The sequence below is a fragment of the Alphaproteobacteria bacterium genome, assembly GCA_037200005.1.
In the GTDB taxonomy this organism is placed as follows: Bacteria; Pseudomonadota; Alphaproteobacteria; order UBA9219; family RFNS01; genus JBBCGY01.
Map to the genome: position 1 here is coordinate 423,798 of JBBCGY010000001.1, position 25,038 is coordinate 448,835.

General features: G+C 58.5%; 31 protein-coding genes, 1 tRNA gene and 6 pseudogenes. 32 read left to right on the forward strand and 6 right to left on the reverse strand.

Going from position 1 to position 25,038, the window contains the following annotated elements:
- Nucleotides 1-65 precede the first annotated feature (65 nt).
- The 3 genes from WDO70_02235 to WDO70_02245 are packed head-to-tail and all read left to right on the forward strand — an operon-like array spanning nt 66 to nt 2,763.
- Nucleotides 66-911: an ABC transporter substrate-binding protein gene (locus WDO70_02235; GenBank protein MEJ0062038.1), complete on the forward strand. Its 846-nt coding sequence runs from the start codon at nt 66-68 to the stop codon at nt 909-911.
- Nucleotides 908-1,864 carry an ABC transporter ATP-binding protein gene (locus tag WDO70_02240; protein MEJ0062039.1) on the forward strand — a complete coding sequence of 319 codons (957 nt, stop codon included), beginning with the start codon at nt 908-910 and terminating at the stop codon, nt 1,862-1,864. Before WDO70_02235 ends, WDO70_02240 begins: the two co-directional genes overlap by 4 nt.
- Nucleotides 1,864-2,763 (forward strand): DUF2806 domain-containing protein, encoded by a 900-nt coding sequence (locus WDO70_02245; GenBank protein MEJ0062040.1) that lies wholly within the window; start codon nt 1,864-1,866, stop codon nt 2,761-2,763. The genes WDO70_02240 and WDO70_02245 overlap by 1 nt, the downstream gene beginning before the upstream one ends.
- A gap of 7 nt (nt 2,764-2,770) precedes the next feature.
- Here WDO70_02245 and dnaE read toward each other — a convergent pair.
- Nucleotides 2,771-5,746 (reverse strand): annotated as a pseudogene (gene dnaE / locus WDO70_02250) (DNA polymerase III subunit alpha).
- Nucleotides 5,747-5,765: 19 nt separating this feature from the next.
- Nucleotides 5,766-6,248 (reverse strand): PHP domain-containing protein, encoded by a 483-nt coding sequence (locus tag WDO70_02255; GenBank protein ID MEJ0062041.1) that lies wholly within the window; start codon nt 6,246-6,248, stop codon nt 5,766-5,768.
- Between the two features lie 99 nt (nt 6,249-6,347).
- On the opposite strand from WDO70_02255, the gene WDO70_02260 reads away from it, so the two are divergent.
- From WDO70_02260 to WDO70_02275, 4 genes are read left to right on the forward strand one after another with little or no spacing between them, the layout of a single operon-like run.
- Nucleotides 6,348-6,701, forward strand: coding sequence for a hypothetical protein (locus tag WDO70_02260; GenBank protein MEJ0062042.1), 354 nt, complete (start codon nt 6,348-6,350; stop codon nt 6,699-6,701).
- Entirely contained in the window at nt 6,698-7,048 is a 351-nt protein-coding gene (locus WDO70_02265) for a hypothetical protein (protein ID MEJ0062043.1), read from the forward strand. Before WDO70_02260 ends, WDO70_02265 begins: the two co-directional genes overlap by 4 nt.
- The gene (locus WDO70_02270; protein MEJ0062044.1) at nt 7,045-7,185 is read left to right on the forward strand and encodes a hypothetical protein; all 141 of its coding nucleotides are present in this window, start codon (nt 7,045-7,047) and stop codon (nt 7,183-7,185) included. The genes WDO70_02265 and WDO70_02270 overlap by 4 nt, the downstream gene beginning before the upstream one ends.
- Nucleotides 7,182-8,519 (forward strand): hypothetical protein, encoded by a 1,338-nt coding sequence (locus WDO70_02275; GenBank protein MEJ0062045.1) that lies wholly within the window; start codon nt 7,182-7,184, stop codon nt 8,517-8,519. Before WDO70_02270 ends, WDO70_02275 begins: the two co-directional genes overlap by 4 nt.
- Here the strand turns inward: WDO70_02275 and ssb are convergent.
- The 4 genes and pseudogenes from ssb to WDO70_02295 form a co-directional block, all read right to left on the reverse strand.
- Nucleotides 8,516-8,989: a single-stranded DNA-binding protein gene (gene ssb, locus WDO70_02280; protein ID MEJ0062046.1), complete on the reverse strand. Its 474-nt coding sequence runs from the start codon at nt 8,987-8,989 to the stop codon at nt 8,516-8,518. The genes WDO70_02275 and ssb overlap by 4 nt on opposite strands.
- Nucleotides 8,990-9,088: 99 nt before the next feature.
- Nucleotides 9,089-9,523: pseudogene (locus tag WDO70_02285) on the reverse strand (pyridoxal-phosphate dependent enzyme).
- Nucleotides 9,520-9,852 carry a pyridoxal-phosphate dependent enzyme gene (locus WDO70_02290; protein ID MEJ0062047.1) on the reverse strand — a complete coding sequence of 111 codons (333 nt, stop codon included), beginning with the start codon at nt 9,850-9,852 and terminating at the stop codon, nt 9,520-9,522. Before WDO70_02290 ends, WDO70_02285 begins: the two are co-directional and overlap by 4 nt.
- Nucleotides 9,852-10,067, reverse strand: coding sequence for a hypothetical protein (locus WDO70_02295; protein MEJ0062048.1), 216 nt, complete (start codon nt 10,065-10,067; stop codon nt 9,852-9,854). Before WDO70_02295 ends, WDO70_02290 begins: the two co-directional genes overlap by 1 nt.
- Nucleotides 10,068-10,239: 172 nt before the next feature.
- Between WDO70_02295 and WDO70_02300 the strand changes: the two genes are divergently transcribed.
- From WDO70_02300 to rplJ, 25 genes and pseudogenes are all read left to right on the forward strand, one after another.
- Nucleotides 10,240-10,743, forward strand: coding sequence for a DUF6647 family protein (locus tag WDO70_02300; protein MEJ0062049.1), 504 nt, complete (start codon nt 10,240-10,242; stop codon nt 10,741-10,743).
- Nucleotides 10,744-11,088: 345 nt separating this feature from the next.
- Complete coding sequence (locus WDO70_02305; GenBank protein MEJ0062050.1) at nt 11,089-11,622, forward strand: hypothetical protein; 534 nt, start codon at nt 11,089-11,091, stop codon at nt 11,620-11,622.
- Between the two features lie 194 nt (nt 11,623-11,816).
- Nucleotides 11,817-13,163 (forward strand): outer membrane beta-barrel protein, encoded by a 1,347-nt coding sequence (locus tag WDO70_02310; GenBank protein MEJ0062051.1) that lies wholly within the window; start codon nt 11,817-11,819, stop codon nt 13,161-13,163.
- The gene (locus WDO70_02315) at nt 13,120-13,392 is read left to right on the forward strand and encodes a hypothetical protein (protein ID MEJ0062052.1); all 273 of its coding nucleotides are present in this window, start codon (nt 13,120-13,122) and stop codon (nt 13,390-13,392) included. The genes WDO70_02310 and WDO70_02315 overlap by 44 nt, the downstream gene beginning before the upstream one ends.
- Nucleotides 13,393-13,562: 170 nt before the next feature.
- Nucleotides 13,563-13,967 carry a polysaccharide biosynthesis/export family protein gene (locus tag WDO70_02320; protein MEJ0062053.1) on the forward strand — a complete coding sequence of 135 codons (405 nt, stop codon included), beginning with the start codon at nt 13,563-13,565 and terminating at the stop codon, nt 13,965-13,967.
- 349 nt (nt 13,968-14,316) lie between these two features.
- Nucleotides 14,317-14,736, forward strand: a complete 420-nt coding sequence (locus WDO70_02325; protein ID MEJ0062054.1) for a Wzz/FepE/Etk N-terminal domain-containing protein — start codon at nt 14,317-14,319, stop codon at nt 14,734-14,736.
- The gene (locus WDO70_02330; GenBank protein ID MEJ0062055.1) at nt 14,733-15,485 is read left to right on the forward strand and encodes a hypothetical protein; all 753 of its coding nucleotides are present in this window, start codon (nt 14,733-14,735) and stop codon (nt 15,483-15,485) included. The genes WDO70_02325 and WDO70_02330 overlap by 4 nt, the downstream gene beginning before the upstream one ends.
- Nucleotides 15,451-16,053 (forward strand): GNVR domain-containing protein, encoded by a 603-nt coding sequence (locus tag WDO70_02335; protein ID MEJ0062056.1) that lies wholly within the window; start codon nt 15,451-15,453, stop codon nt 16,051-16,053. Before WDO70_02330 ends, WDO70_02335 begins: the two co-directional genes overlap by 35 nt.
- Nucleotides 16,008-16,469 (forward strand): CpsD/CapB family tyrosine-protein kinase, encoded by a 462-nt coding sequence (locus WDO70_02340; GenBank protein ID MEJ0062057.1) that lies wholly within the window; start codon nt 16,008-16,010, stop codon nt 16,467-16,469. The genes WDO70_02335 and WDO70_02340 overlap by 46 nt, the downstream gene beginning before the upstream one ends.
- Nucleotides 16,470-16,621: 152 nt before the next feature.
- Nucleotides 16,622-17,005 carry a hypothetical protein gene (locus tag WDO70_02345; GenBank protein ID MEJ0062058.1) on the forward strand — a complete coding sequence of 128 codons (384 nt, stop codon included), beginning with the start codon at nt 16,622-16,624 and terminating at the stop codon, nt 17,003-17,005.
- Between the two features lie 49 nt (nt 17,006-17,054).
- Nucleotides 17,055-17,987, forward strand: a complete 933-nt coding sequence (locus WDO70_02350) for a hypothetical protein (GenBank protein MEJ0062059.1) — start codon at nt 17,055-17,057, stop codon at nt 17,985-17,987.
- Nucleotides 17,988-18,152: 165 nt separating this feature from the next.
- Nucleotides 18,153-18,227: transfer RNA gene (locus tag WDO70_02355), tRNA-Trp, on the forward strand.
- Nucleotides 18,199-18,345 (forward strand): annotated as a pseudogene (locus WDO70_02360) (preprotein translocase subunit SecE). Before WDO70_02355 ends, WDO70_02360 begins: the two are co-directional and overlap by 29 nt.
- 127 nt (nt 18,346-18,472) lie before the next feature.
- Nucleotides 18,473-19,008 (forward strand): annotated as a pseudogene (nusG, locus tag WDO70_02365) (transcription termination/antitermination protein NusG).
- 41 nt (nt 19,009-19,049) lie between these two features.
- A complete protein-coding gene (locus tag WDO70_02370) occupies nt 19,050-19,499 on the forward strand; it encodes a hypothetical protein (protein MEJ0062060.1) in 450 nt (149 codons plus the stop codon).
- Between the two features lie 182 nt (nt 19,500-19,681).
- Nucleotides 19,682-19,969 (forward strand): hypothetical protein, encoded by a 288-nt coding sequence (locus WDO70_02375; GenBank protein ID MEJ0062061.1) that lies wholly within the window; start codon nt 19,682-19,684, stop codon nt 19,967-19,969.
- Between the two features lie 627 nt (nt 19,970-20,596).
- Nucleotides 20,597-20,779 carry a hypothetical protein gene (locus WDO70_02380; GenBank protein MEJ0062062.1) on the forward strand — a complete coding sequence of 61 codons (183 nt, stop codon included), beginning with the start codon at nt 20,597-20,599 and terminating at the stop codon, nt 20,777-20,779.
- A 112-nt stretch (nt 20,780-20,891) separates the two neighbouring features.
- A complete protein-coding gene (locus WDO70_02385) occupies nt 20,892-21,062 on the forward strand; it encodes a hypothetical protein (GenBank protein ID MEJ0062063.1) in 171 nt (56 codons plus the stop codon).
- Between the two features lie 384 nt (nt 21,063-21,446).
- A complete protein-coding gene (locus WDO70_02390) occupies nt 21,447-21,554 on the forward strand; it encodes a hypothetical protein (protein MEJ0062064.1) in 108 nt (35 codons plus the stop codon).
- A gap of 58 nt (nt 21,555-21,612) precedes the next feature.
- Nucleotides 21,613-21,725 (forward strand): annotated as a pseudogene (locus WDO70_02395) (50S ribosomal protein L11).
- Nucleotides 21,726-21,771: 46 nt separating this feature from the next.
- Nucleotides 21,772-22,503: pseudogene (gene rplA / locus WDO70_02400) on the forward strand (50S ribosomal protein L1).
- Nucleotides 22,504-22,538: 35 nt separating this feature from the next.
- A complete protein-coding gene (locus WDO70_02405; protein MEJ0062065.1) occupies nt 22,539-22,877 on the forward strand; it encodes a hypothetical protein in 339 nt (112 codons plus the stop codon).
- A 397-nt stretch (nt 22,878-23,274) separates the two neighbouring features.
- Complete coding sequence (locus tag WDO70_02410) at nt 23,275-23,571, forward strand: hypothetical protein (GenBank protein ID MEJ0062066.1); 297 nt, start codon at nt 23,275-23,277, stop codon at nt 23,569-23,571.
- A 427-nt stretch (nt 23,572-23,998) separates the two neighbouring features.
- Complete coding sequence (locus tag WDO70_02415) at nt 23,999-24,256, forward strand: hypothetical protein (protein MEJ0062067.1); 258 nt, start codon at nt 23,999-24,001, stop codon at nt 24,254-24,256.
- Between the two features lie 272 nt (nt 24,257-24,528).
- Complete coding sequence (gene rplJ / locus WDO70_02420; GenBank protein ID MEJ0062068.1) at nt 24,529-25,038, forward strand: 50S ribosomal protein L10; 510 nt, start codon at nt 24,529-24,531, stop codon at nt 25,036-25,038.

Here is a 25,038-nt window from a genome sequence, read left to right on the forward strand (position 1 = left end):
CCGATCATAGATAATGTAAATATCCCGTCAGCGCAATGAGGCGGGTTCGATCGAAAGAATAATGCATGAAGAAAATTCCCCTTATTCTTGCCGCCGCTCTTTGCCTCTTCCTGGGCCGGGAAGCTGGCGCGGCGGAAACGCCGCCTGCCACGGCGCTCGATAAAATCCTTGCCAAGCGGGAATTGCGCTGCGGCTATCTGGTCTATTCGCCATACATAAGGCGCGATCTGAATAGCGGGCAATTATCCGGCGTATTTCATGACATCGTCGAGGCCATCGGCCATAATGCCAATATTAAAATCATCTGGGCCGAGGAAGTCGGTTTCACGGAAATGCTCACCGGCTTGGACGCGCGGCGTTACGATGCTTATTGCGGCGGGTTATGGCCGAACGCAACGCGAGCGGGGGCGGGTTATTTCTCCCGGCCGGGTTTTTACAGCGTCATCACCGCCTGGGCCAAGGCCGATAACGCCAAGCTAGGCAAAGACCTGTCGGAACTGAATTCGGATAAAATCACCATCAGCAGCGTCGATGGCGCGATGGAGGATTTGATCGCGTCGGCGGATTTCCCCAAGGCTAAAAGGCTTTCCCTGCCGACCGTAACGCCTTTCGCCCAGAACATGCTGAATGTCACAACCGGCAAGGCCGACGTGACGTTCGTCGAGCCGTCGATGATGGCAGAGTTCCTGAAAAGCAATCCCGGCGGCTTGCGCGAATTGTATGGCGGCAAGCCGCTGCGGATTTTCGGCAATAGTCTTGTCGTGCGGCGCGGTGACAACGAATTGCTGCATTTCTTCGATAATGCGATGGACGAGATCGTTTACAGCGGCAAGATGGAGGAGATTCTGAAAAAATACGAGCCGATTCCCGGCGCTTTCCGGCGCGTCGCGTTGCCTTACCAAACGCCATGACCCCAGCCATTCCCATTTCCGCCCCAACTCTCGCCGTCGAGCTCGTCGGCCTGACCAAGACCTATGCCGGACGCGGCAAGCTCCCGGACAAGCAGGCGCTTCTGGGCATCGATCTCGCGATTCCGCGCGGCAGCATCTTCGGGCTGCTCGGCCCTAACGGCGCGGGCAAATCGACGATCATCAATATCATGGCGGGTCTGGTGAAGAAAACCGGCGGCGAGGCCCGCGTGTGGGGCTTCGACACCGAAAAAGACGAGCGCCGGACCAAGAGCGCCATCGGCGTCGTGCCGCAGGAGCTTAATCTCGACGCGTTCTTTTCGCCGTTCGAGCTTCTGGAATTGCAGGCCGGGATGTATGGCGTGCCGCCGCGCGAGCGCATCACCGCGCAGATTCTTGAAGCCGTGGGGTTGGCTGATAAGGCGCATGCGGGCGCGCGCACGCTGTCGGGCGGCATGCGGCGCAGGCTGATGGTGGCGAAGGCACTGGTGCATCAGCCGCCGGTGCTGGTGCTGGACGAGCCGACGGCGGGCGTCGATGTCGAACTGCGGCAGTCCCTGTGGCGCTATGTGCGCGAGCTGAATCGCAACGGCACCACGGTGCTGCTGACCACGCATTATCTCGAGGAGGCGCAGGAGCTTTGCGACCAAATCGCCATCATCGATCAGGGGCAGGTGGTGGCGAATGAATCGACGGCGGCGTTGTTGCGGCGGCTGGACGCCAAGGAAATTATCATCACCGTCGGCACGGATATGGCGGCGTTGCCGGACAGCTTGCGCGCGCTCGGCTTCGAGCGGATGGCGGCGCGGCAGCTGCGGCTGCATTACAAGCCGAGCGAAGCGGCGATGGACAAAGCCCTCGGCGCGGTGCGCGAGGCGGGCCTGACCATCACCGACCTCAGCACCAAGGAAACCGATCTGGAGGATATTTTCCTGCAGCTGACGCGGAGAGGATGATGTCCAAGGAAGAAAAAACAAGCGGCGCTTTAATTAATATCGATATGGGCAATATAGGAGATTATTCAAAATCGGCGACAGTTTTATTCGAGAAAGTTTCCGCTGCTGTGGGGGGTATTGCTGGGCCTTGGCAAATTAAACGGGTAGCTAAAGCTGAGGCTGATGCCGAAATAATTCGTGCCAAAGCCCGCATAGAAATTGCTGAAGTTGAAATCCGGGGATTACAGCGTTTGGTTAGAGAAGAAGGAATTAAGCAAAAAAATATTGAAGATATAACCGCTAAAGCAATCCCTCATCTTTCTGTCGATGCTAAACCTGAAGAATTAGAAAATGACTGGCTGGCTCATTTTTTTGATCGCTGTCGCCTAGTTTCTAACGAAGAAATGCAGTCTCTGTGGGCAAAAATCCTTTCAGGGCAGGCCAATAAGCCAGGGGCGTTCTCGAAGAGAACCATAGATTTAGTCGCCACATTTAGCAAAGAAGACGCACAACTCTTCTCTCGGCTTTGCTCTTTCGTATGGAAAATCAATGGCGCTTTATTCCCCCTGGTGCTGAATCTTGAGCATCAACATTATAAACTTTCTAGCATCAGCTTTAGCCATTTAACGCATCTAGACGATATTGGCTTAATAAAATTTGAGAACTTGGCTGGTTTCGTGTCTCAACAGGATACAAAACATATGATGGCAGATTATTTTGGCGCGATAGTTATTATTGAAATCCCCAATCAACGCCGAGAAAAATATGAGATCAGTATAGGCAAAGTTTTGCTAACGCAGGCGGGTCAAGAGTTAGCGAACATTTGTGAATCCCTGCGCTCAGAAGAGCACTTCTCGTACGTTTTGAAAACATGGTTTGATCGCGGATATTGTTTATCATCGCTACTTCCGCTCAAATAGACGAAACTCAAACCTCCATCACCTCGACCCCGCCGGGGAGGGCGCGCATTTCGGTCTTCGCGGCTTCGGCGATCTGCCATGCGCCGGGGATGTCGATCTCGGCTTCCGCGCCGTCATCGAGCGCGATGACAAGCTGCAATCTGGCTTTGCCTTGGGGCAGCTTGCCGATCAGCGCGGCCAGCGGCTTCAGCGACGCGTCGGCGCGGACGGTCAGGCGCAGCCCCGTCGCCAGGCGCTCGGACGCGGCCTTCAGCGGCTCGATGCTGCGGGCGATATAGCGCAGATCGTCTCCGCCTCCCTGCGCGTCGACATCGAGCAGCAGCGCCGTGCCGGTCTCGAGATGCGCGCGCGCGGCGTTGAGCTGTTCGGCGAAAATCGTGACCTCGAAACTGCCGCTCATGTCGGAAAGCTGGAGAAAAGCGAAGCGGTTGCCGGATTTCGCGGTGCGCTCCTGCTTGCCCATCATGATGCCCGCGAGCTTGAGGCGGCTCTGCTCCATGCGCAGAAGCTTGCCCGCGACTTGCACGACCGGCACGACGCCGAGCCGCTCCAAAAGCGCGCGGTAGCCGTCGAGCGGATGCGCCGACAGGTAAAATCCCACCGCGTCGAATTCCTTTTGCAGCCGCGTGACGGCGTCCCACATCGGCGTGACAGGCAATCCGGGACGCGCCGCGGCGCTCGCCTCGCCGCCGAACAGATTGACCTGGCCGCTCGCCCGCGCCCCCGCCTGCGCCGCGCCGAAGCGGGTCAGCGTCTCGATGCCCGCCGTGATCTGCGCCCGATTGGGATTAAGGCTGTCGAACGCGCCCGACGCGGCGAGGCCCTCCAACTGTTTTTTGTTGAGCGCCTTCGGATCGACGCGTTCGGCGAAATCGAACAGGTCGCGGAACGGGCCATTGGCCTTGCGCTCGTCGCTGACCGTCTGCATGGCGTCCCGGCCCACGCCCTTCAGCGCGGCCAGCGCGTAGCGGATCGCGCGCGTGCCGTCCTCAAGCGTTTCCACCGCGAACAGGGCTTCGGATTTATTGATGTCGGGCGGCAGCAGCTTGATCCGGTGGCGCGTCAGTTCCTGGCGGATCAGGCTGAGCTTGTCGGTGTCGTTCAGTTCGAAATTCATCGCCGCGGCGAAAAATTCCACCATGTAATTCGCCTTCATATAGGCGGTCTGATACGCGATCAGCGCATAAGCGGCGGCGTGCGATTTGTTGAAGCCGTAGCCGGCGAATTTATCGATCTGGTCGAAAATCATCCCGGCCTGTTCGGCGGGCACGTCCTGCGCCGCCGCGCCCTTGATGAAATTGGCGCGCTGCGCCGCCATCTCGTCCTTCTTTTTTTTGCCCATCGCGCGGCGCAGCAGATCGGCGGCGCCGAGGCTGTATCCGGCCAGGATTTGCGCGGCCTGCATCACCTGTTCCTGATAGATCAGAATGCCGAGCGTTTCGGTGAGGATTGGTTCCAGCTTCGGATGCAGATAGTCGGGCGTCTCATGGCCGTGCTTGACGGCGATGTATTTCGGGATGTTCTCCATCGGGCCGGGGCGGTATAGCGCGACGAGCGCGATGATGTCCTCGAAGCGGTTCGGCTTCAGGCGGCGCAGCACGTCGCGCATGCCCGAACTTTCAAGCTGGAACACGCCAGTCGTATCGCCCTTGGCCAGCAGCGCGTAGGTCTTGGCGTTATCGAGCGGCAGATGGGTGAGATCGACGCTTTCTCCGCGCGCCTGCACGAGCTCGACCGCGCTTTGCAAAACGTCGAGCGTTTTCAGGCCGAGAAAGTCGAACTTCACCAGCCCGGCATATTCGACCGTCTTCATGTTGAACTGCGTCGCCGGAAACGCCGCGTCCGGTTCGCGGTAGAGCGGCACGATATCGGTCAGCGGCCGGTCGCCGATCACCACGCCCGCCGCGTGGGTCGAGGCGTTGCGGTACAGCCCCTCGAGCTTGAGCGCCATGTCCATGAGCTGTCCGACGGCGGCGTCTTCGCGGCGCAGCGCCTGCAATTGCGGCTCGCTGTCCAGAGCCTGCTGCAGCGTCACGGGGTTGGCGGGATTGTTCGGCACCATTTTGCAGATTTTATCGACATAGCCATAGGGCATGCCCGTCACCCGGCCCACGTCGCGCAGCACCGCGCGCGCCTGCAATTTGCCGAAGGTGATGATCTGCGCCACGCGGTCGGCGCCGTATTTCTGCTGCACGTAGTGAATCACTTCGTCGCGCCGCTCCTGGCAGAAATCGATATCGAAGTCCGGCATCGACACGCGTTCGGGATTGAGCAGCCGCTCGAACAGCAGACCGAAGCGCATCGGATCGATATCGATGATCAGCAGCGCCCAGGCCGCGACCGATCCCGCGCCCGAGCCGCGTCCCGGCCCCACCGGAATTTTGTTGGCCTTGGCCCATTTGATGAAGTCGGCGACGATCAGGAAATAACCGGCGAAACCCATCTTGATGATGACATCAAGCTCGAAATCCAGGCGGTCGCGATAGGTCTTCGCGCCGTCGCCCCCGACGTCGTTCCCAGTGATGCCGAGCGCGGCAAGCCGCGCGTTCAGGCCGTCATGCGCGTCGGCGCGAAGCTCGTCGGCTTCGCTGCGCCCGCCCTGCGTGGCGAACAGCGGCAGGATCGGATCGGTCTTTTGCGGCCACCAGGCGCAGCGCCGGGCGATGACCAGCGTGTTGTCGCAGGCCTCGGGCAGGTCTTTGAACAGCTCCCGCATTTGCGCGGCGGATTTGAAGTAATGCTCCGGCGTCAGGCGGCGGCGTCTCGGCTCCGCGACCATGACCTTGTCGGAAATGCAGAACAGCGCGTCATGCGCTTCGTACATATCCGGCTCGCCGAAATACACGTCATTGGTGGCCGCGAGCGGGAGATTCAGCTCATAGGCCAGATCGATCAGCGCGGGTTCGATGCGCCGTTCCAAAGTGCCCGCGTCTCCGGTTTCGTGGCGCTGCAATTCGACATAGAGCCTGCCGGGGAAGGTGGCGCTTAACTTGCTTAGGCATTCACGCGCGGCGTCGTTTTGGTCCCGCGAGCAGCAATTGCCCCACCGGGCCGCTTGCGCAGCCGGTCAGCGCGATAATGCCTTCCGCTTTCGCCGCGAGTTCGTCGAACGTGACGTAAGGCTCAAGCCGCGACGGCGCGAGGAAAGACTGGCTGACCAGTTGCACCAGATGGCGATACCCTATGGGGGATTGGGCCAGAAGCACCAGCCGGTCGGTCTGGATTTGCGCCTGCTTGGTTTGCTTGTCGCGCAGCAGCGCAATCTCGCAGCCGATGATCGGCTGAATCCCGGCATCCGCCGCGGCCATGGCGAATTCCAGCGCGCCGAACAGATTGCCCCGGTCGGTGACGGCCACGGCGGGCATGTCCTGCTCGCGGCAAAGCTGGATCAAATCCTTGCGGATGGCGGGCGAGCCGTCCTTGGGCTTGTCCTCGATGATCTTGATCGCGCCTTCGGCCAGCGAGTAGCTGCTGTGGACGCGCAAGTGAATAAAATCAGCGTGAGGCATTTTGGTTAACGGATTTCGCAATTGGTTTCATCGAAATCATAGCTTACATTCGGATCATATTATTAGGAATTTTTTATGCTTGGATTGACGCTCTCTTCGCCCCGGATCGAGGCGCCTTTCGCGGCGGCTTCGGGCATTCGTTGGGATATTTCGCCCGAGACATGGGCGCAGCTCGGGGTTTTGGCCGAGGCGGCTCCCGATCCGCGCTCCACGCTCGAACTGCCGGTCGCGCTTGGCGGACTCGGCGAAGACTATAAGGCGCTGTTCGTGCCCGATCCCGCGCTTGGCCGGTTCAAATATGACTGGAATCTGACGCATCACTACCGCCGCGCGCCCGGCCCGCAGCAATTTGCCGCCGTGGCGAAAAAATCACGTCGCAGGCGACGCAGTGGATTTTCGAGAATGACGGATTCCGCGATCCCGTTTTGACGCAGGCTCGCGCCGCGCATGTCAGGAAGCAAAATCCGCTTATCGCCGATATCCTCGGCCTCGATTACGCCCGATACGGCGGCAAGGCGGTCGATATCGATTTCAATTTCGATCATGACCTGCCCGCGCCGGGACGGGTGAAAAATCCGTGCTGGCACCAGGATGCAGTGGAAGAGTTATGGCGGGTTTACGTAATTCGCTTTTCCGTGACGCCCGATATCATCCGCGAGACGGCGGCCCTGACCGCCGGAATCCGCACCCGCTTATTGCCGGTCTTGCCGCAAAGCCCGCGCTGCGGGGCGCTAAGCATGAAGCGCTGGAAAAAGAGTTGCGGAAAGCTGGATTGATCGTCCGTCCCGAAAATAATCAGGTCGTGCTTATCAGCGGCAAAACTTGGCACCGCTCCCATTGCCCGGAGCCGGATGAGCCGCAGGAACCGTCGGCCTTCGTCGCGCTCGCCGTCAGGCCGCTTGTGCCCTCATGACGAAAATATTTCATTTAACCGAAGCCCATATCAGAAACCGCCGGCTGACGGCGCAGGATTATTCTGCTTATGCCGGTCATCCCGTGTTTGTCTTCAATCTTTCCGAACTTCCGCACTGGGAGGCCGCAAGAACCAAGCGGCTCGACCAGGACATGGAACGCGAACGGATCGAAGCGGTTCGACAAATAGCCCGGCAACTTGACCCCAAGTCCAAATATATAAACTACGGAGATATGCAGTCCATTGCCTGGGCTCATGGGGCTGCCGCCGGACCTCTGACGATGAAGCGTGTTGCGGTTAATCCTCGCGATATACCAAACTATCTGACTTTGGCCGGCGATCTTACGACATCGCAATTAGACAAGCCTTGTCCTTACAAACCCATGGACCGTGAACCCGGTACGATTCTCGGCCTCTGGCGAAAAGTAGCGAGCCTGACTCAAGCGCCGCTCACGGCTGTCATGGCACCGACGATGGGTGAAGATAGGGGAAATCTGGCACTCGTTTTTCCCCTTCGTGCGGCTTCCACGATGCTGATTGCGCACGAGCCCGGCGAAAAAGAGGCGTGGGCGAACTTCATCGGAGTTTCCGCGGACAGAATATCTTTCTTTCCCAACGAAGGCTTTCATGAACTAACAGCGCAATTGCACGAGATGCGCCATCTGAGGCAAATGCATGAGCCGCGCCCATCTATACAGAGAAAAGTGCAATATAATGGATCGGACGGTTATTATGTCGAGTTGGACGCGGAGCTATATGCGCTTCTTAGCCTTAAGGAAGCTGACGTGGGGCATGAAACCATAAAGGCGAACATCAATGCCCGATATCTCCAAACGTTTTTTACTAAAACCGATTACTGGTTTGCGCCGGCCCTCGAAAATCTTTTATCGGGCAAGCAGCCGCCGAATCCCTTGCAGATTTATGATGCGGTTAGCGAAATACACTGCCGTCTAGCCATGCAGGATAAGGATATGGACCAGAGGGAGTTTTCGTCGCGACAAATCCAAAACGCTATCGCCTTATGCGAGAACAGGGCCAAAGACGAGAATTGCGGCGGATTAACGGCATCGATCATGGATGGTCTTTTGCTGCATTACGACCAAAACATCAAAGATGCATTCAGGGAAAACTCCGCGAAATTCGATCCGGGCATGATGGAAAAGATTTTACCCAACCTGCGCAAATTGCACGAGGATGGAGTTCTTGCCGATCCGCTGAGCTCTCAAATTGCCGGGCGCATCCTTGAGGCGGGAGAGTATTTCAGCGCGGGCATTTCGTACCGGCCCAAGCCCGGCCCCTTGCAGCATCATCGCTGGCCTGCCGCAGTTTTTTAGAACGGAATCTCGTCGTCGAGGTCCGGGGCCGCGCCGCCGCGCGCGACGGCCTTGCCGCCGCCATTGTCGCTGAAGCCCGACGGATCGTTCGCCGCCATGCTCATGCCGCCGCCGTCATTTTTGCCGTCGAGCATCGTCAGTTCGCCGCGAAACTGGCGCAGCACGACCTCGGTCGTGTATTTGTCCGCGCCGTCCTTGTCCTGCCATTTGCGGGTTTCGAGCTGGCCTTCGAGATAGACCTTGCTGCCTTTTTTCAGGTATTTTTCGGCGACGCCGACGAGTGCGTCGTTGAAGATCGCGACGCGGTGCCATTCGGTGCGTTCTTTGCGTTCGCCGCTCTGCTTGTCTTTCCAGGATTCGGAAGTCGCGACCGTGAGGTTGCAAACCCGTCCGCCGTTCTGGAACGCGCGCACTTCGGGATCCTTGCCCAGATTGCCGATGAGAATGACTTTATTGACGCTGCCTGCCATGATTTTCCCCTTGCTTTGGATATGGCCGGACTTTAGCGCCGCAAAGCCCTTATGGCGAGTCCCTATTTATGAGTCCTGCCCCTAATTATCGGATGTTGATTATTCCAGGCCGTCCCGTCCCGCGCCGCACAGGACGCAGCAGATTTTCGCGTCCGGCGGCAAATCCAGATCAAGCTCCAGCGCCGCCACGGTGGCCGCCGCCGCCATTTCGGCGGCGATGCCGCATTCGCGCCACAGCCAGCGCGCCGCTTCCAGCATGGCCGGGTCGTCGACCAGAACCAGATCTGTCCACATAACGGCTGACCAGCGCGAAATTCAGCGGATCGGTGGTGCGCGCCGCCAGCGATACGGCTTTGGTCGTGATGGGCGGCAGGACCACCGGCTTTCCCGCCTGCCGGGCGGCATGATGCGTGGGCGCGCCCGCGGGCTCCACGCGATGATCCGGCAATTCGGCCAGCGCTCCTTGATGACGACGGCCATTCCCGCGATCAAGCCGCCGCCGCCCACGGCGATAATCACGGCGTCGGGCGTCACGGATTCCTTTTCCGTTTGCTCCGCAAGCTGCAGGCGAGCGTTCCCTGTCCGGCGATCACATCCGGATCGGCAAAGGGATGGATATAGTGAGCGCCGCTTTTCGCGACGAAATCGAGCGCGGCTTCATTGGATTCGTTCCAGTCCGCGCCGGTGACGATAACCTCCGCGCCCCAGTCGCGCAATTTCTCCACGCGCGCCGGCGGCACGTTCTTGCCGAGGAAAACCGTCGCCCTGGTTTTCGTGACCGAGGCGGCATAGGCCACCGCCACGCCATGATTGCCGCCGGACGCCGTGACCAGGCCCGCTCCCAGCCCTGCGCCGCTTTCCATCAGCCGCAGGACCTTATTGACGGCCCCCCCGCGCCTTGAACGAGCCGGTGATCTGCAGGAACTCGCATAAAAAAAGCAGATTCGCCCGTCTCGGCGTTTTTTTTGGTGACTTTTGGTAAAAAAAAGTTCGTGCGCCTCACATACGGCGCGATGCGGGCTGCCGCGGCGGCAATCGCGGCGGGCGTTATTTGATTTTCAGCGGCGGCGACGTCCATGAATCCATTCCCTTTTTTCTACAATAATAATGTTTATCTAAAACTTTATTCAAATCAAGAACAAAGTCAAACTAAAGTCAAAATACTAAAATTGAAGACAAGATTAAGCACGGTTTAAGTCGCAACGCCTATCCTAGCAACAAGGGGCAACATCAATACTTGGATGGCTAAGATGAAAATACTCAAACTGGCGACCGTAGCGGTGATGGGGATCGGATTAACCATAAATGGCGGCGCCCGCGCTGACGTTCCGGACGGCACGGCCATCGATCGCGCCATGGTGCAGGATCTCCAGAAATGGGTCGAGCGCGAAACCGGCTATCATATGCCCAACCAGCCGGCGGTCGTCGCCAGCCAGGAAAAATTCCAGCTGGTGATGAATATGAAGGGCGTCCATTACGCCGATGCTCGCGCCATGTATATCCCCGGCATGGTCATTCTGGACAATGAAACCTGGGAGCAGGACGATCCGATCCAGGTCAGCCTGCTGGTGCATGAGCTGGTGCATCACGCCCAGCTGTTCTCCAAGCGCAAATATCCTTGCGATGATGCGCGGGAATATGAGGCCTATACGATCCAGAACAAATGGCTGGAAGAGAAGGGCGAACATCCTTTCGCCAGCCAAGCCTGGATCGACCGGATGTCGCGCTGCGAGGGAAATGGCAGTTCGGATTAATATCGGGCTTATAAATAATGTCTTGCGCGGACGTTGCCTTTTAGTCACAAGCAATTGCCACAAACCGCGATAAACCGGGGAGAAGGCATTAGATAAGCCTTCTCCTTTGGTTAACGGCTTATCAACGTGGTAAACGCTCTCGATTCCTAATCGGAATTTTATCCGCAAAAATGCTTTGTTGCCGTCACGCAACTATTTCCCTGCAAATTTATCTTCTTTGCAGGTAATTAATTGTGTATAACGATGACGGAACGCAAGGTTGCAGCGCAGCGCGAATCAGTAGGCGAATCAGTTGTGCGAATCATCTGCCGGGCGGAAAGGAAACATTTTTTGGGAGTTTTAACAATGATCAGAACAATCGAAAGAGCTTTTTCTTCGAGCGCCCTGCTATTGGCCCTGGGCTTGGCAGTGACGCCGGCTGCCGCTTATGCGGCGCCCGCGACGACGAGCGCGCAATGCGCGACGGCTTTCAAGGAAGCCAACAAGACCGTGGCCACCGATATCAAGGCCGCGCTCGGACAGCTTGAGCAAACCGGCACTTGCGGCGCTCTGGATTTCGATCCCGCGACGGCGCAAACCATCGCCAGCGACATCAAATCGATCGTCGCCGCCGCCACGATCCAAGGCCAGCAGGGCTCGAATCAGGAAGATGTCGGCAAGGTCATGTCGATCGCTCTCGGCATCGCCGGACAGCCAAGCTTCGTCGCTGCCGATCCCACGCTGTATTCCGCGGTGCTGACGAATTCGGCCCAATTCGCCGAGCTGGCGCGCGATGAAAATGCCGACTCCAATTTGTCCAATAAGGTTCAGTTCGCGCGTCTGCCGGGATCGATGCCCAACAATAACCAGCAGCCCACGGTCTGCATCGAAGCCAGGTAAGGCGTTGCCGGCGGCGTCTGCCGCCGGTTGATGATGGTGACGAAAAGCCGTGCCGCCGGAATCTGCGGCACGGCTTGCGCATGAAGTAGGGCGCAAGAAGTTCTAAGGCAACCGCCGCCCTGCTCGGCAATTTTTATTCGGTGTTTCAAGTCTGGGTCCTGAGTTAAATCAGTTACAATTTGCGGAGTTAAACAATGAAGACTTTCTCGTTGCGCCAAAGCTTGCTGCTCACCGCCGCCGTGGTTGCGATTACCGGTTTTTCCACAACTGCTGAAGCTGCTTATGGCCAGACGGGATTTTTCACCGGCCGGGTTCAGCCGGACGGTTCGATCAATCTGCGCGATCCGGTTTCGGCCAGCCCCAACGGCGCCGTGGCCGGGCAGACGATCGCCCAGCGCCCGCGTCCCGAATATGATCCGATCCCGATCGATGTTGGCTCGTTCCAGATGTTCCCGTCAATCGAGGCGGGCGTCGTATTCGACAGCAATATCTATTCGCAACAGCAATCGACCGCCGATGTCGCCTGGATCGCGCAGCCCGCGCTGACGTTCTTTTCGAACTGGAACCGGCACGCGCTTTCCTTCGGCGCGCAGGCCGATTTCGGCCTCTACACCGACCATTGGGGTGAAAATTATCGCGACGGGCTTTTGAACATGCGCGGCCGTTTCGACCTCGCCAACCGCACTTATATCAATTACGGCGCGGACTATCAGCGCCTGACCGAAGCGCGCGGCTCGCCCGACAATATCGCGCAGGCCACGCCGATCGAATATAATTACTACCGGTTTTATACTGGCGGCCTGCGCAAGCAGGGCCGGGTCAGCCTGGAAGGCCAGTATGCCGTGCGTCGCTTCGATTACGATCCCTTGCAAACTGCCGCCGGCGGCGAGATCAACCTGAATTTCCGCAACCGGTTCATCCATACGGCGGAAGGCAAGCTGGAATATGAAGTGATGCGATTCTGGCAGCCTTTCGTAAAGGGCACCTATAACTGGCGCGATTTCGAGGCCAATGCGCCGCAGAATTCGCAGGGATTCGACGCTGTGTTCGGTTCCGGCTTTGAATTCTCCGGCGGCAAATTCACCGGCGAGGCCTATGCCGGTTACATGAGTCAGGATTACCGCAACTGGAACAATGCCGACGGCGCGGGCAATACGACATCCGACTTCAAGTTCGGCGGCAATTTGTTGTGGAATATCACCGGCTTGACATCGCTGGCGATGGAAGCCGACCGTACGCTGGAAGATACGCTCACCACCGGCTACCGCAGCTTTATCAGCACCGGCGGCTCATTCACGGCGCAGCATGAACTTCGGCGCAATATCCTGCTTGAAGGCAAGGCCGGGTTTACCCGTTATGACTTCAACGGCGCGCCGAACAGGCAGGACGACCAGTTCAATGCCGGCGCCGGGGTGAGGTATTTCTTCAACCGCCACTTCTATAGCGATCTGCAATATGATTTCGACAATCGTATTTCCTCGATCGGGGCGTTCAATTATGACCGGCATGTTGCGCAGTTGCGTTTTGGCGCGCAAATGTAGTAAGAATTTATCCGGCAATTATTATTCCAGGATGGGTTTCGAAATGTTGACGATATTGTTGCGTGTGCGTGTGCTGGCCGGCGTGTTGCTGGCCGCGCTTCTGTTCGTGCCATTGCCCGCGTCGGCGAAGACGCCGGTGAAGTACCTTTTCGCGCGCCAGCCGCAACAGCAGCAGCAAGCAAACCCCTTCTTTTGCGCGGCAGGAACCGAACGCCTCGCAAGAAGCTGAGGAAGCCGAAGACGAAGCGCCCGCGCCGACCATTGTTGCCGCTGCTTCGCAGGCGGTTGCGCCCGCGCCGAAAGCCGTCCCGGCGCAGGCCCCTGTTGCAGTCGCCGCGCCTGTGGCGATACCCGCCGCGGCGCCCGTTGCCGCCGCTCCCGCGCAGTCGCAGCCCTGCCATGGCGCCTCCGATCCAGCAGGTTCAAGCCTCTCAGGGCCAAGCTGCTCCGGAAGGAACCGCGGCTTATAAATTAGGCTCCGGCGATAAGCTTCGCATTACCGTATTCGGAGAGCCCGATCTTTCCGGAGAGTTCGAAGTCGACAGCATCGGCAAGATTTCGATGCCGCTGGTCGGACAGGTCAATGTCGCCAATATGACGGTAACCCAGACAACCGCCACCCTCGTGCAAATTCTAAGCGCCGGCTATCTGCGCGATCCCAAGGTCAATATCGACGTGCTTAATTATCGTCCGTTCTTCATCTTGGGCGAAGTTCTCAAGCCGGGCAGCTACCCCTATGTCAACGGCATGACTATCGTTAACGCGGTAGCGATGGCGGGCGGCTACACCCTATCGCGCCAATGACGACGGCATTACGGTCGTGCGCGCGGGGCGATCCCGAGAAAAAAGAACGCAAGACCGCCGAAACGGATCAGATCATGCCGGGCGACGTGGTGCGGGTTCCGGAACGGTTTTTCTAAGAATTTAGTAGGGGTTGGACTCATAAATCCATGAGTCCCAGCCCGGCTTTCCCATCGTAATTTTCCATTTTCGCGCTTCGGTTACTAACCCTTAACTTTGCCTTGGCAAATTAGGGGGCTTAGCCCCGTTTTTTTCGTCCTGCTTTTCGCTCCGTTTTCGCATCGAGACAATCCATGCTCCCATTGCCCGAAAATCACCACATGCCCCAGGTCCAGCAAGGCTAAGCCGGGTCATGCAGCAGACCCAAAACCTCGAATTCGGCGCCTTCGTCCGTTTATTCAACCGCCGCAAAACCGTCCATCGCAGCGTGACGCTCGCCATGACCGTATTCATGGTGCTGATGGCGTTCGTGCTGCCGCCGCGCTATTCGGGCACCGCGATCGTGATGCAGGATACGCGCAAGTCGCGCATCACCAACCTGGAGGATGTGCTGTCGGGCCTGGGCACCGACACCGGCGCGATCCGAAGCGAAATCGACATCATCGGTTCCCGCACGATGATCGCCCGCGTGGTCGACAAAATGGGGCTGATGAAGGACCCGATCTATAATCGCGCGCTGAATGTAAGCTGGCTGTCGCCAGCAACTGGTTTCGCTCATTCCGCCCGAACCCGAAGCCCGAAGAGCAGGACGCCGCCGTCCGCACTGCCGTGATCGACGAGGTCACCAAGCGGCTCGACGTCACCAATGACGGCCGTTCCTTCGCCATCAAGGTCGTGTTCAGCGGAAATTCGCCGCAAATGCCGCCGCCGTCGCCAACGCTTTTGCCGATGCCTATCTCGTCGATCAGCTCGAAACCAAATTCGAGGCCGCCGAGCGCGCCAACAAATGGCTGTCCGAGCGCCTGGCCGGCCTGCGCGACAAGGTTCAGGAGACCGAGAACGCGGTCGCCGATTTCCCGCCGCCAGAACAACCTGACCGAGATCAGCGGCGGCACGATCACGACACAGCAAGCCTCGCAGATCAACAGCCAATTGGTCGAGGCGCGCGCGATCCGCGCCCAAGCCGAGGCGCGGCTGCGCGGGGTTCAGGACATGGTGCGCACACCGCGCGGGGCCAATGCCTCGGGCGACGTGCTGGCCTCGCAGCTGATCCAGAGGCTGCGCGAGCAGGAATCGGAAGTGCGGCGCAAGCTCGCGGAGATGACCAACCGCTACGGCGAGCGCCATCCGCAAATTATCAATCAGAAGGAAGAGCTGCGCGACATTCAAAGCAGAATCGCCGAAGAAGTCGGGAAAATCGTCCAGGGCCTCGCCAATGAAAGTCGATATCGCCCGCGCCAAGGAAGCCAGCCTCGCGGGCGAGCTGAAGCGGATTCAGGCGCAGGCCGAGGAAGGCAGCCACGCGGAAGTCACGCTGCGCCAGTTGATGCGCGAAGCCGACGCCAACAAGGCGCTGTATGAAAGCTTCCTCAACCGCTTCAAGCAGATCAACGAACAGCAGAATATGCAGGAGACGGATTCGAGAATCGTCGCCCGCGCCGAACCGCCGCTCGAAGCCTCTTTCCCCAACAAGCTGATCTTCCTCATCGCCGGGATTTTCGGCGGGTTCGCGCTCGGGATCATGGCCGCATTCCTGATCGAATATTTCGACCGCGGCTTCCGCGGCATGCCGCAGATCGAAGAGGCGCTCGGCCTGACCGCGCTCGGCATGGTGCCGAGCCTGAAGAACGTCACCGACAAAACGCCGGAAGATTACATCCTTGAAAAGCCGCTATCGTCTTTCAGCGAGTCGCTGCGCACCATACGCACCGGGATTCATTTCTCCAACGTCGACCAGCCGCCGAAGATCGTCATGCTGACCTCCGCGCTGCCGAGCGAGGGAAAGACGACGGTGGCGGTTTCCCTGGCGCGCTCCCCTGGCGCTGACCGGCAACAAGATTCTCGTCGTCGAGGCGGATCTGCGCCGCCCCCAGGCTGCGCGCCATGCTCGGCGGCAGCAGCAAGACCGGCGACATCACCCATGTCCTGACCGGCGAGAAGCAATTCGCCGCCGTGGTGCAGAAAGACCGCGCTTCGGGCATGGATTATCTGCCCGCGCGGAACAAGGCTCCCAACCCGCAGGATTTGCTCGGCTCGCATCAGATGGAAAAAATGCTGCGCCAATGCGCCGTCCATTACGATCTGGTGATCATTGACACGCCACCGGTGCTGGCGGTTTCAGACGCGGCGATGGTCGCCAAGATCGCGGATACGTCGGTCTTCATCGTTCGCTGGGGCTCGACGCCGCGCGACGTGGCCGCGCAGGCGGTCAAACTGCTCGCCAATTATACCAACCGCATCGCCGGGGGCGATCCTGACGCAGGTGGATCTCGAATCCCACGTCAAATACGGCTATGGCGATATGGGCTATTATTACAAGCATTACCGGAGTATTATCACAACTAAGGCGCTTTGTTAGCGAGCCGCGTCTTGGCGCGGCAAGCATACAAAAGTCCATGAACACCTTTGGCGTTCAAGCCCTGGAAAAATGTGGCCGCAAAGCGGACGAATTTTATCCGGGGTCTCATGCAATCTGCTCCACTTCGATTCAAAACGACATGTCCACCCATCTCCGTTTCTTCAGTTTTCCCTGCTCGGCCTGGCGCTGCTTGGCCTGTGGCTCGGCCTGCCCCGCGACCTATGGCGGGGCGGCGCTCGGCGTAAGCGGCGAGCTGCGCGACAAGCTTTACGGCGGGGAAACCATGGCGCCGGAAGAGCTCGACCGCTATATGGCGCTGCGGCAGCAGGCGCTCAAATTCTGGGACAGCTGGCAGGCCTATGACGATCTGGCGCAGGCGACGCTGACTCGCGCGGCGCAGATGGGCCTCGACAAGCCCAAAGCCCGCCAGCTTCTGCCCGATGTCATGCGTTATGAGAAAGAGGCGCTGTTGCGCAATCCCGCCAACGGCTACCCTGGGCGCGGTTTGCTTATGCGCGGCTGATATTATAACGGGCCGTCGCGGCTGGTGATCGAGCCTTTATGGCAGAGGCGTGCTGACGGCGCCCTATGAACCGCGCCTGATGCCGTCGCGCATCATGCTGTTTTTGCAGACGAAGCCTCACTGGACGCCGGACATGGAAGACGCCTTTCCGCGCCAGGTGGATCTGGCCTGGCGGCAAAGCGCGCAGGAAACGGCGCGCGCCGCGTATCTCGACGATATGACCGTTCCCTTGAGAAATTATCTCACCGAAGATGCGGAAAAGGCTGGCGCAATACGACGCGTGGATCGCCGGCATGTCCGCTGGCGCACAAGAGGGGGCGCAAGAGGGCACGCAAGAGCAACCCCAGCCCCAGCCCCAGCCCCAGCCTCCATCGCAGATGCCGGCCCCAGCCAGGCCGCAATAGCGCCATGCCGATACCCGCAAAATCGCGCGCCTCGATTTGCGCGGCACCATCTGCTTTGCATGCTGACTTACGCGGGCAGGGGCTATAGCAAGGCGTTCGAGCGGAATTTCAAGCGCGTCATCAATTGGATCAATGCCCGTCCCCACGGCGCGCCGGTCAGGATCGTCGCGGGGCCGGATGCGCTGTGCCGTCCGCTGCACGGCGCTGCCGCCGCGCTTCGGGGCTGTTCGATGTTTCGCGCCGGAACCGACGAGGATAAGCTCCGGGCGCTATTGTTTCTCGGCTCACGCCGCCGAACGCGACGGCTGGCGCTTGAAGATGTTTCGGCATTTTTGGCGGCGCGTTCAGGCCGCGACGCCGGGCTGTGTCCTGGATCGAGGCTGCTGCTGACGGCGCCGATGGTTGCCGATCTTCGCGCCGCTTATCAGGCTGCGGGGGACGGCTCTCCGGCCTATAATGCGCCGCGCCGGGCTTGCGGGATGTGCAGCTGGCGTTCCCTGTGCGACCGGGTGGCCGGGAATAATTATAAAGGGGACGATTTGGGCGATGGCGCTTCGCGCCGGTTTTCCGCTGGTTAACGGAACCCCCTCCAAAATTCCTCTAGCCCTTGCCCGCAAAAAGAGCTATCAAAGGTTCACCCCCTAAGCTTTTAACAAGTTAACCGGGCGCAGCCGAACGGGGGGCTATGTTCTGAAGCAGGGTTGTTCCGAAGCAAGATTTGAATAGAGGGTGAAATGGCTCGTAGGAGTGTAGCTCAATTGGCAGAGCGCCGGTCTCCAAAACCGGAGGTTGTGGGTTCGAGGCCCCCCACTCTGCCAGCCAGAGGACAGAGAACAAAGAACAGAAGACAGGATTTATGCAGAAGCTGATCGAATTTATCAGGAAGTCAGGCGCGAGATTCTGAAGCTGGTCTGGCCGAGCCGCAAGGAAATCGGCGTCACCACCCTGTCGATCGTCGTCATGGCGGCGGTCGCGGCGGTGTTTTTCCTTTTTCGTCGATTGGGGGGTCAGCAAGGCGATCCGCCTGATCCTCAATTTGCATTAAGGCAAGGGAGTTCGCGCAATGTCGCACCGCTGGTACGTGGTTCACGTTTATTCGGTTTCGAGAAAAAGGTCGCCCAATCGGTGCGCGAGCAGGCCGAGAAAAAAGGCTGGTCGAGTTCTTTTCGGAAATCCTGGTTCCGACCGAGGAGGTCGTCGAGGTTCGCCGCGGCGCCAAGGTCAATACCGAGCGCAAATTCTATCCCGGCTATGTGCTGATCCGCATGGAGCTGACCGACGAAAGCTGGCATTTGGTCAAGACGACCGCCAAGGTCACGGCTTCCTCGGCGGCGGCGGCAAGCCCGCGCCGATTTCCGAAGCCGAAGCGCAGCGCATCCTGCACCAGGTTCAGGAAGGCATCGACCATCCAAGCCGTCGATCAATTTCGAGATCGGCGAGCAGGTTCGCGTCATCGATGGCCCCTTTGCCTCCTTCAACGGCACGGTGGAAGAAGTGGACGAGGACAAGGCGCGGCTCAAAGTCTCGGTTTCGATCTTCGGCCGCGCCACGCCGGTCGAGCTGGAATATACCAGGTCGAGCGCGGCGGCTAGCCATTAGCTCCCAAGACCGATATCAAAAGCCCAAACTCAGGAGGAGCTATGGCGTCGGCAATCCAAGAACTTGAAGCCTTTACCAAAGAAGCTTTGTCGCGCGGATTTAGCCGAAGCGACATCGAGCAAATCGTGCTGAAAGCCGGCTGGTCTCCCGAACAAGTGAAAAGCGCGCTCGGCGCTTTCGCCGATCTGGATTTTGCCGTGCCCGTGCCCCGGCCGCGCTCCTCTTTATCGGCCGCGAGGCGTTTTTATATCTGGTGCTGTTCAGCCACATTGTATTTCGGCGGCTTTAATCTCGGCAGCCTGCTTTTCGATTTTATCGATCAGGCTTTTCCGATTTCGCGGATTCTCGATACAACTGGCACGATCAGAAAAGCTGGGCGCCGCGGCCCTCACCGTCTCCTTGCCGCTGTTCCTTTTCCTGTCGCGTTATATCGGCCGGGAAACTCGCCAAAAATCCGGCCAAACGGCTTTCGCCCGTCCGGCGCTGGCTGACCTATATTAGCTTTTCATCGCTTCGGGAATCCTCATCGGCGACGTGACGACATTGGTCTACAATGTCTGAAGGGTGAAATAACGATGCGGTTCGTACTGAAAATCATCGTCGTTGCCGCTATCGCGGGCGCTTCGTTCGGCTATTATCTGTGGGATTTAGGCCGGGACGAGGAGAAAATTCCGTGAAGCGAATGGACCGGCACCACGATTCTCGCCGCCGTGGTCACGATAGTCGTCGTGGCCGCCGTGGCGGCTGCCATAGCGCCGATCCGCCGGACCGGCATCGGCAGCGCAGGATGGATGGAAAGAGGGCGGAGGATTTGCGCCGGATTTCCGAGCAGATCGATCTTTATTGGAAAGAGCATTCGCTGCTGCCGATCAATTGTCCCGTTTTGCAGAGACCCGGCGTCCAGCTGCCGCTGAACGATCCGAAACCAATGCGCCTTACGAATATGAAATCGCGGACATGAAATCCTACAAATTATGCGCCGTTTTCGCCCGCGACTCAGTGGAGGGAACGAAAACTAATATAATTATTTCGAGCGCGCATGGCCGCACGGCGTTGGGCGGCAATGTTTCGACAGAACGCCGCCGCCGCCGCCATTGTCCTTGGACACTCTATTGAAGCAGCGTTGATCCGCTTTCATCGGCGTTTTTAACCATAAGCCGTGCCGATAGAATCCATGAAAGTAAAGCCGCCGTTCCGGCGCGGCGGCGCGCGTGGTATATAAACATCATAGATTCAGGACAGATTTTTGCGGTCGCGATGCCGGTGGCATGCGGCGCTGAAGGAATTGCATGCCGCGCCCCTCCTTATCTTTTTCGCCGGACGGAAAATTCGCGGCGGCCGCCCGCGGCATGACGCGCCGGTCGCGGCCAACTCTTGAACGGATTTTTGCATAAGACCGATCCATGGGTCCGTTAAGGGCGGGGATTCTTCGGCTCGGCGCTTTTCGCCGGCGGCTTGATCGTTCATCGGATTCTGAGCGACGGCAACATCACGCCGCTTAAGAAGTATGCGATGGGCGCCTGGATCGCCACCAGCGGCGTGGGCGTCGGTTTACCCATTCTGCTGCGGTCGGGAACCCGCGTCGCAGATGGCTTGGCAAGCAGGACACGATCCATCTCATGATGTCGGGCGGTATCGCGCGTCATCCGCCGCATACGGCGCCGGCCTGCTGGCGACGGACGGTTCCGTGAAGGATACCATTTTCGCCTTTTGCGTGACGGCGGGCAATGCGATGACCATCGCTCATAAACTCATGCGCATTCGGATGTGAATCCGGCATTTAAGGAAGCCGCCCCGCGCGGTAACCCGGCGGATAAAAACCGCGCCTGCGGTTTGACGTTTCCGCCATCGGCCTGCGCGCGGCCAGCTATGTGCCGCTGGCGATGATCGATAAGCCTCGCGCCGCCGTTGCGGCTGCGTTCGGACTCGGACTTTACACCATCTTCCGCCGGGCCTATTTGACAAGGCCGCGCCACTTCCCGCCGCCGCAGCCATCGCCGCCCGGCCCGAATGGCGACCGTCGCGCCATGCCCCCGCCGCCTCCTGGGCCGTGATTAAGGAAAGCATGATGGAAATCGCCATAGGTTAATTTCTACTTCCGCTAGACATGGACCGCAATCTGCCTATAATCCGCCAGTTTCGATGGCTTGCGGCCATCCGCTGTGGAAGGCCATCCCCTTAACGATACCCTGGGGCGCCGCACCAACGGCACCCGATATTGGCGCAAGTGGCGGCAATGGCGGGTTCGGGGGCGTCTTTCGCTTTCGATAGATAGGACATTTCGATGCGCCGTTGCGTTAACCGGGGCGTTTGGCGTTTGTGTTGAGAGGAAAAGATGGCGAAGGAAATCGTAGGCTATATCAAATTGCAGGTTCGGCGGGCGCGGCCAATCCGTCGCCGCCGATCGGCCCGGCGCTGGGCCAGCGCGGCTGAACATCATGGAATTCTGCAAGCAGTTCAATGCCAAGACGCAGAATATGGAAAAGAACATGCCGATTCGGTGGTCATCACCGCGTTCTGGATCGCAGCTTCACCTTCGTTACTAAGACGCCGCCGAATTCGTACTTCATCATGAAGGCGGCGAAGATCGAGAAGGGCGCGCAGACGGCGGGCACGCAAACCGTCGGCAGATCACGATGGCGCAGTTGCGAGAAATCGCCGAGATCAAGATGCCTGACCTCAACGCCAACGACATTGATGGCGCAATCAGGAGCTGATCGGTTCGGCGCGTTCGATGGGCATTCAGGTGGCGGAGTAATCGACATGGCAAAGCACGGCAAAAAATTTCGCAAGGCGTTCTCGAACGTCGATCGCAACAAGACCTACGCCGCCGCCGAAGCGGTGAAACTGGTTCAAGCAGAACGCGGCGGGCGCGGCGCGCAAGTTTGATGAGACGTTGAAGTCTCCGTCAATCTCGGCATCGACACCAAGCAGTCGGACAGATGGTGCGCGGCATGGTGCAATTGCCGGGCGGCACCGGCAAGACCATCCGGGTGGCCGTGTTCGCCAAGGGCGACAAGGCCCGACGCGGCAACCAAGGCGGGCGCGGATATCGTCGGCGCCGACGATCTCGCCGAGAAAATCCTCGGCGGCTTCATGGCGTTCGACCGCGTCGTGGCCTCGCCCGACATGATGGGCGTCGTCGGCAAGCTCGGCAAAGTGCTCGGCCCGCGCGGCCTGATGCCTAACCCGAAGCTTGGAACCGTGACGCCGAATGTCGCCGAAGCGGTCAAGGCCGCCAAGAGCGGCGCGGTCGAGTTCCGCGCCGAAAAGGCGGGCATCGTCCAGGCCGGAATCGGTCCCAGGCCGGAATCGGCAAGGCGAGCTTCAGCGAAGACGCGCTGATGAAGAACCTGACGGCGTTCGTTCAGGCGATTCAGCAAGGCGCGTCCGTCGGGCGTGAAGGGCAATTACATCAATAAGGTCACGCTGTCCTCCACCATGGGGCCGGGCGTGAAGATCGATTTCAACGCTGTTTTGAATAGTGCGGCTTAAGGGAGAATTACTTTAAGTTTAAGAAGGATCTTATTATGCGCAAGCTTATGATGAAGGAAGTTTTAGATTGCACGATTATCGTTTCTGAGCAGATGCCGAAGGTTGATTCGGTCGAGCAGCAATGGCGGGTCGTTGAGCGGGGCATGTGCCTGCGGACGAGGGGCGCCATGCCTGGCCAAAACGGAAAGAAACCCGTTTGGGCGAACACGACGAAGCTTAAAACGGTTCTTGCCAAAGGTTTCTCCTCTCAAGCAGAAGCGCAAGAATACATTCACACAATGTCGGCGCCAAAAGACGCTGTTTTTGAGCCCAGTCGTTGGGACGGGGCGGTATTCAAACATCCTAAACGGCAACAGACGGCTGCGTTAGTCTGAGGGCAATTGGAGAATTTATTTTAAAAAGGAGGATTAAAATGAGAAACGCCTATCATAAAATCCCTACGATTATTATTGCCGAACAGATGCCGAAAGACGAAAATGGGGTGCGCAGCAGTGGCGCGTGGTCGAGCGGGCGATGTGCTTGCGATCAAGAGAAGACTTTGGTCAAGGCGAAGCGAGTACGTACATAAGCCCGACAAAGATCAATGAAGTCGTGGCTGAAGGCTTGCCGTCAAAAGAAGCTGCGCAGCAAACTCATCCGTGGGCTTGCAGAGACGGAAGGCGCTTCTCTTTCTAGGAGGCAGACGGCGGCATTCAAATATCCTAAACAACAGACAGCCGCTTTGGGGTAATGAAGTAATCGGAGAAGTTATTTTGCAAGGAGGAGCACATTATGGCGAAGAAAAATTTAAACTACACGATCATTATTCCTGAACAGATGCCCAAAGTCGCGGAGGGTGTCGAGCAGCAGTGGCGCGTGGTCGAGCGCACGATGTGTTCCCGCAGGGACGGACGAAATCCTGCTGGCCAGAACCCTCATGAGTGGGAGAGCATAGCGGAAGTCAAAGCTGTTCTAGGCGAAGGCTTTCCATCCAAGAGAGAGGCGCACAGCTTCATCAAGAAGATTCCGGAAGCCGGAAGACGCTTATCTCCATACCAACCACCGGGGCGTAGTTTTCAGGATTCCTAGGCCGAAGCAACAGATAGCCGCCTTGGGCTGATGGAATAGTCAGAGAAGTTATTTTCCAGGGAGGCGCGCATTATGGCGAAGAAAATTTTAGATTATACGATCATCATGCCTGAACAGATGCCGAAGGTTGAGGGTGTCGAGCAGCAATGGCGCGTGGTCGAGCGTGCCATGTGTTCCTGCAAGGCCGGGAATCCTCCTGGTAGAAATCTCATTATTGGGAGAGCGTGGCGGAACTCAAAACCGTCCTAGCCGAAGGCCTTTCCTCTCAAGACGAGCGCGGAAATTCATTCATAAGATTAAAGAGCCGGCAGATACGGTTTTTCATTCCAAGCGCTGGGGATATGTGTTGAAATTTCCGAAAGCGACGTGGGAACATTCTAAAAGACAGAGAGCCATCTTAGGTTTACAGGTTGGTTGAGGAAACGACATGTATAACGTATTTCCCTATTTTTATGTCACCGCCGTCGAGATTTCGCGGCAAAAAGGCGCCACGCAGGAATGGCGTCTTGCGCGCCGACAGATTTTGAGTGTAAAAGATCGTGGCCGCATGAAAGTTTCGCATAACGCCGAAGTGCTGGCCGATGGCCTTACGACCAAGGCGGCGGCTCAATTGGCTCTTGCGACGCTTCCGCCTTCGCCTGAAATGAAGATGGCGAAGAGCGGCATGGCAAGGCTGGAACGCTAAGAAACGTTCCATAAGGATTTCGCCCGCGAGGGCGGAAAAAGACCTGTCCAAGACTGCGGGTAGCAAGCTGGAGCGCAAGCGAAGGCGAGTTTAAAATCCCGCATAGACGGTGTTGAGACGGAAGTTCCGGGCGGGCCCTTTTTCAAGGGAACGCTCCATCTCCTTCAACTCCTTCAACGTGGGCAGGAAGAAGCGATACGGCGCGAAAGCGGCGAATCGTTTGATGCAACCGGCTGCGTCATGTGGCGCAGCCATAGCGGAAGGAGCAAAACATGGATCGTTCGCTTAAACAGGCGGAGATCGATGATCTGCGGACAGTGCTGGAGAAGCAATATTCTGTGATCGTCTACCGCCCCAAGGGGCTGACGGTCGCCGAGGATCGCGCGCTCCGGCAGAAAATGCATGCGGCCAACGCGGATATGCGGGTGATCAAGAACACCTTAGCCAAGCGTGCGGTCGACGGCACCAAGTTCGCCGGATTGTCGGATTTCTTCAAAGGCCCCACGGGATTGGCGTACTCCGCCGATCCGGTCGCGCCCGCGAAGGTGATCGCCGATTACGCCAAGGGCAACAACAATAAGGTCGAGATCATCGGCGGGGTTTTGGGCGAGCAAACGCTCGACGCCACGGCCGCGTCGGCGCTCGCCAAATTGCCGTCGCTCAATGAACTGCGCGCCAGGATCGTCGGCATGCTGCAAACCCCGGCGACGAGGCTTGCGGTGGTGCTCAAGGAACCGGCGGGCAAGCTGGCCCGAATCATGGCCGCCAAAGCAAAGCAATAA

Coding starts and splice junctions, on each gene's coding strand:
- WDO70_02235 (MEJ0062038.1), top strand. CDS start 66: ATGAAGAAAATTCCCCTTATTCTTGCCGCCGCTCTTTGCCTCTTCCTG.
- WDO70_02240 (MEJ0062039.1), top strand. CDS start 908: ATGACCCCAGCCATTCCCATTTCCGCCCCAACTCTCGCCGTCGAGCTC.
- WDO70_02245 (MEJ0062040.1), top strand. CDS start 1,864: ATGTCCAAGGAAGAAAAAACAAGCGGCGCTTTAATTAATATCGATATG.
- WDO70_02260 (MEJ0062042.1), top strand. CDS start 6,348: ATGCTTGGATTGACGCTCTCTTCGCCCCGGATCGAGGCGCCTTTCGCG.
- WDO70_02275 (MEJ0062045.1), top strand. CDS start 7,182: ATGACGAAAATATTTCATTTAACCGAAGCCCATATCAGAAACCGCCGG.
- ssb (MEJ0062046.1), bottom strand. CDS start 8,989: ATGGCAGGCAGCGTCAATAAAGTCATTCTCATCGGCAATCTGGGCAAG.
- WDO70_02290 (MEJ0062047.1), bottom strand. CDS start 9,852: ATGGAAAGCGGCGCAGGGCTGGGAGCGGGCCTGGTCACGGCGTCCGGC.
- WDO70_02295 (MEJ0062048.1), bottom strand. CDS start 10,067: ATGGACGTCGCCGCCGCTGAAAATCAAATAACGCCCGCCGCGATTGCC.
- WDO70_02300 (MEJ0062049.1), top strand. CDS start 10,240: ATGAAAATACTCAAACTGGCGACCGTAGCGGTGATGGGGATCGGATTA.
- WDO70_02305 (MEJ0062050.1), top strand. CDS start 11,089: ATGATCAGAACAATCGAAAGAGCTTTTTCTTCGAGCGCCCTGCTATTG.
- WDO70_02310 (MEJ0062051.1), top strand. CDS start 11,817: ATGAAGACTTTCTCGTTGCGCCAAAGCTTGCTGCTCACCGCCGCCGTG.
- WDO70_02315 (MEJ0062052.1), top strand. CDS start 13,120: ATGACCGGCATGTTGCGCAGTTGCGTTTTGGCGCGCAAATGTAGTAAG.
- WDO70_02320 (MEJ0062053.1), top strand. CDS start 13,563: ATGGCGCCTCCGATCCAGCAGGTTCAAGCCTCTCAGGGCCAAGCTGCT.
- WDO70_02325 (MEJ0062054.1), top strand. CDS start 14,317: ATGCAGCAGACCCAAAACCTCGAATTCGGCGCCTTCGTCCGTTTATTC.
- WDO70_02335 (MEJ0062056.1), top strand. CDS start 15,451: ATGCGCGAAGCCGACGCCAACAAGGCGCTGTATGAAAGCTTCCTCAAC.
- WDO70_02340 (MEJ0062057.1), top strand. CDS start 16,008: ATGCTCGGCGGCAGCAGCAAGACCGGCGACATCACCCATGTCCTGACC.
- WDO70_02345 (MEJ0062058.1), top strand. CDS start 16,622: ATGTCCACCCATCTCCGTTTCTTCAGTTTTCCCTGCTCGGCCTGGCGC.
- WDO70_02370 (MEJ0062060.1), top strand. CDS start 19,050: ATGGCGTCGGCAATCCAAGAACTTGAAGCCTTTACCAAAGAAGCTTTG.
- WDO70_02380 (MEJ0062062.1), top strand. CDS start 20,597: ATGGCTTGGCAAGCAGGACACGATCCATCTCATGATGTCGGGCGGTAT.
- WDO70_02385 (MEJ0062063.1), top strand. CDS start 20,892: ATGATCGATAAGCCTCGCGCCGCCGTTGCGGCTGCGTTCGGACTCGGA.
- WDO70_02390 (MEJ0062064.1), top strand. CDS start 21,447: ATGGAATTCTGCAAGCAGTTCAATGCCAAGACGCAGAATATGGAAAAG.
- WDO70_02405 (MEJ0062065.1), top strand. CDS start 22,539: ATGCGCAAGCTTATGATGAAGGAAGTTTTAGATTGCACGATTATCGTT.
- WDO70_02410 (MEJ0062066.1), top strand. CDS start 23,275: ATGGCGAAGAAAAATTTAAACTACACGATCATTATTCCTGAACAGATG.
- WDO70_02415 (MEJ0062067.1), top strand. CDS start 23,999: ATGTATAACGTATTTCCCTATTTTTATGTCACCGCCGTCGAGATTTCG.
- rplJ (MEJ0062068.1), top strand. CDS start 24,529: ATGGATCGTTCGCTTAAACAGGCGGAGATCGATGATCTGCGGACAGTG.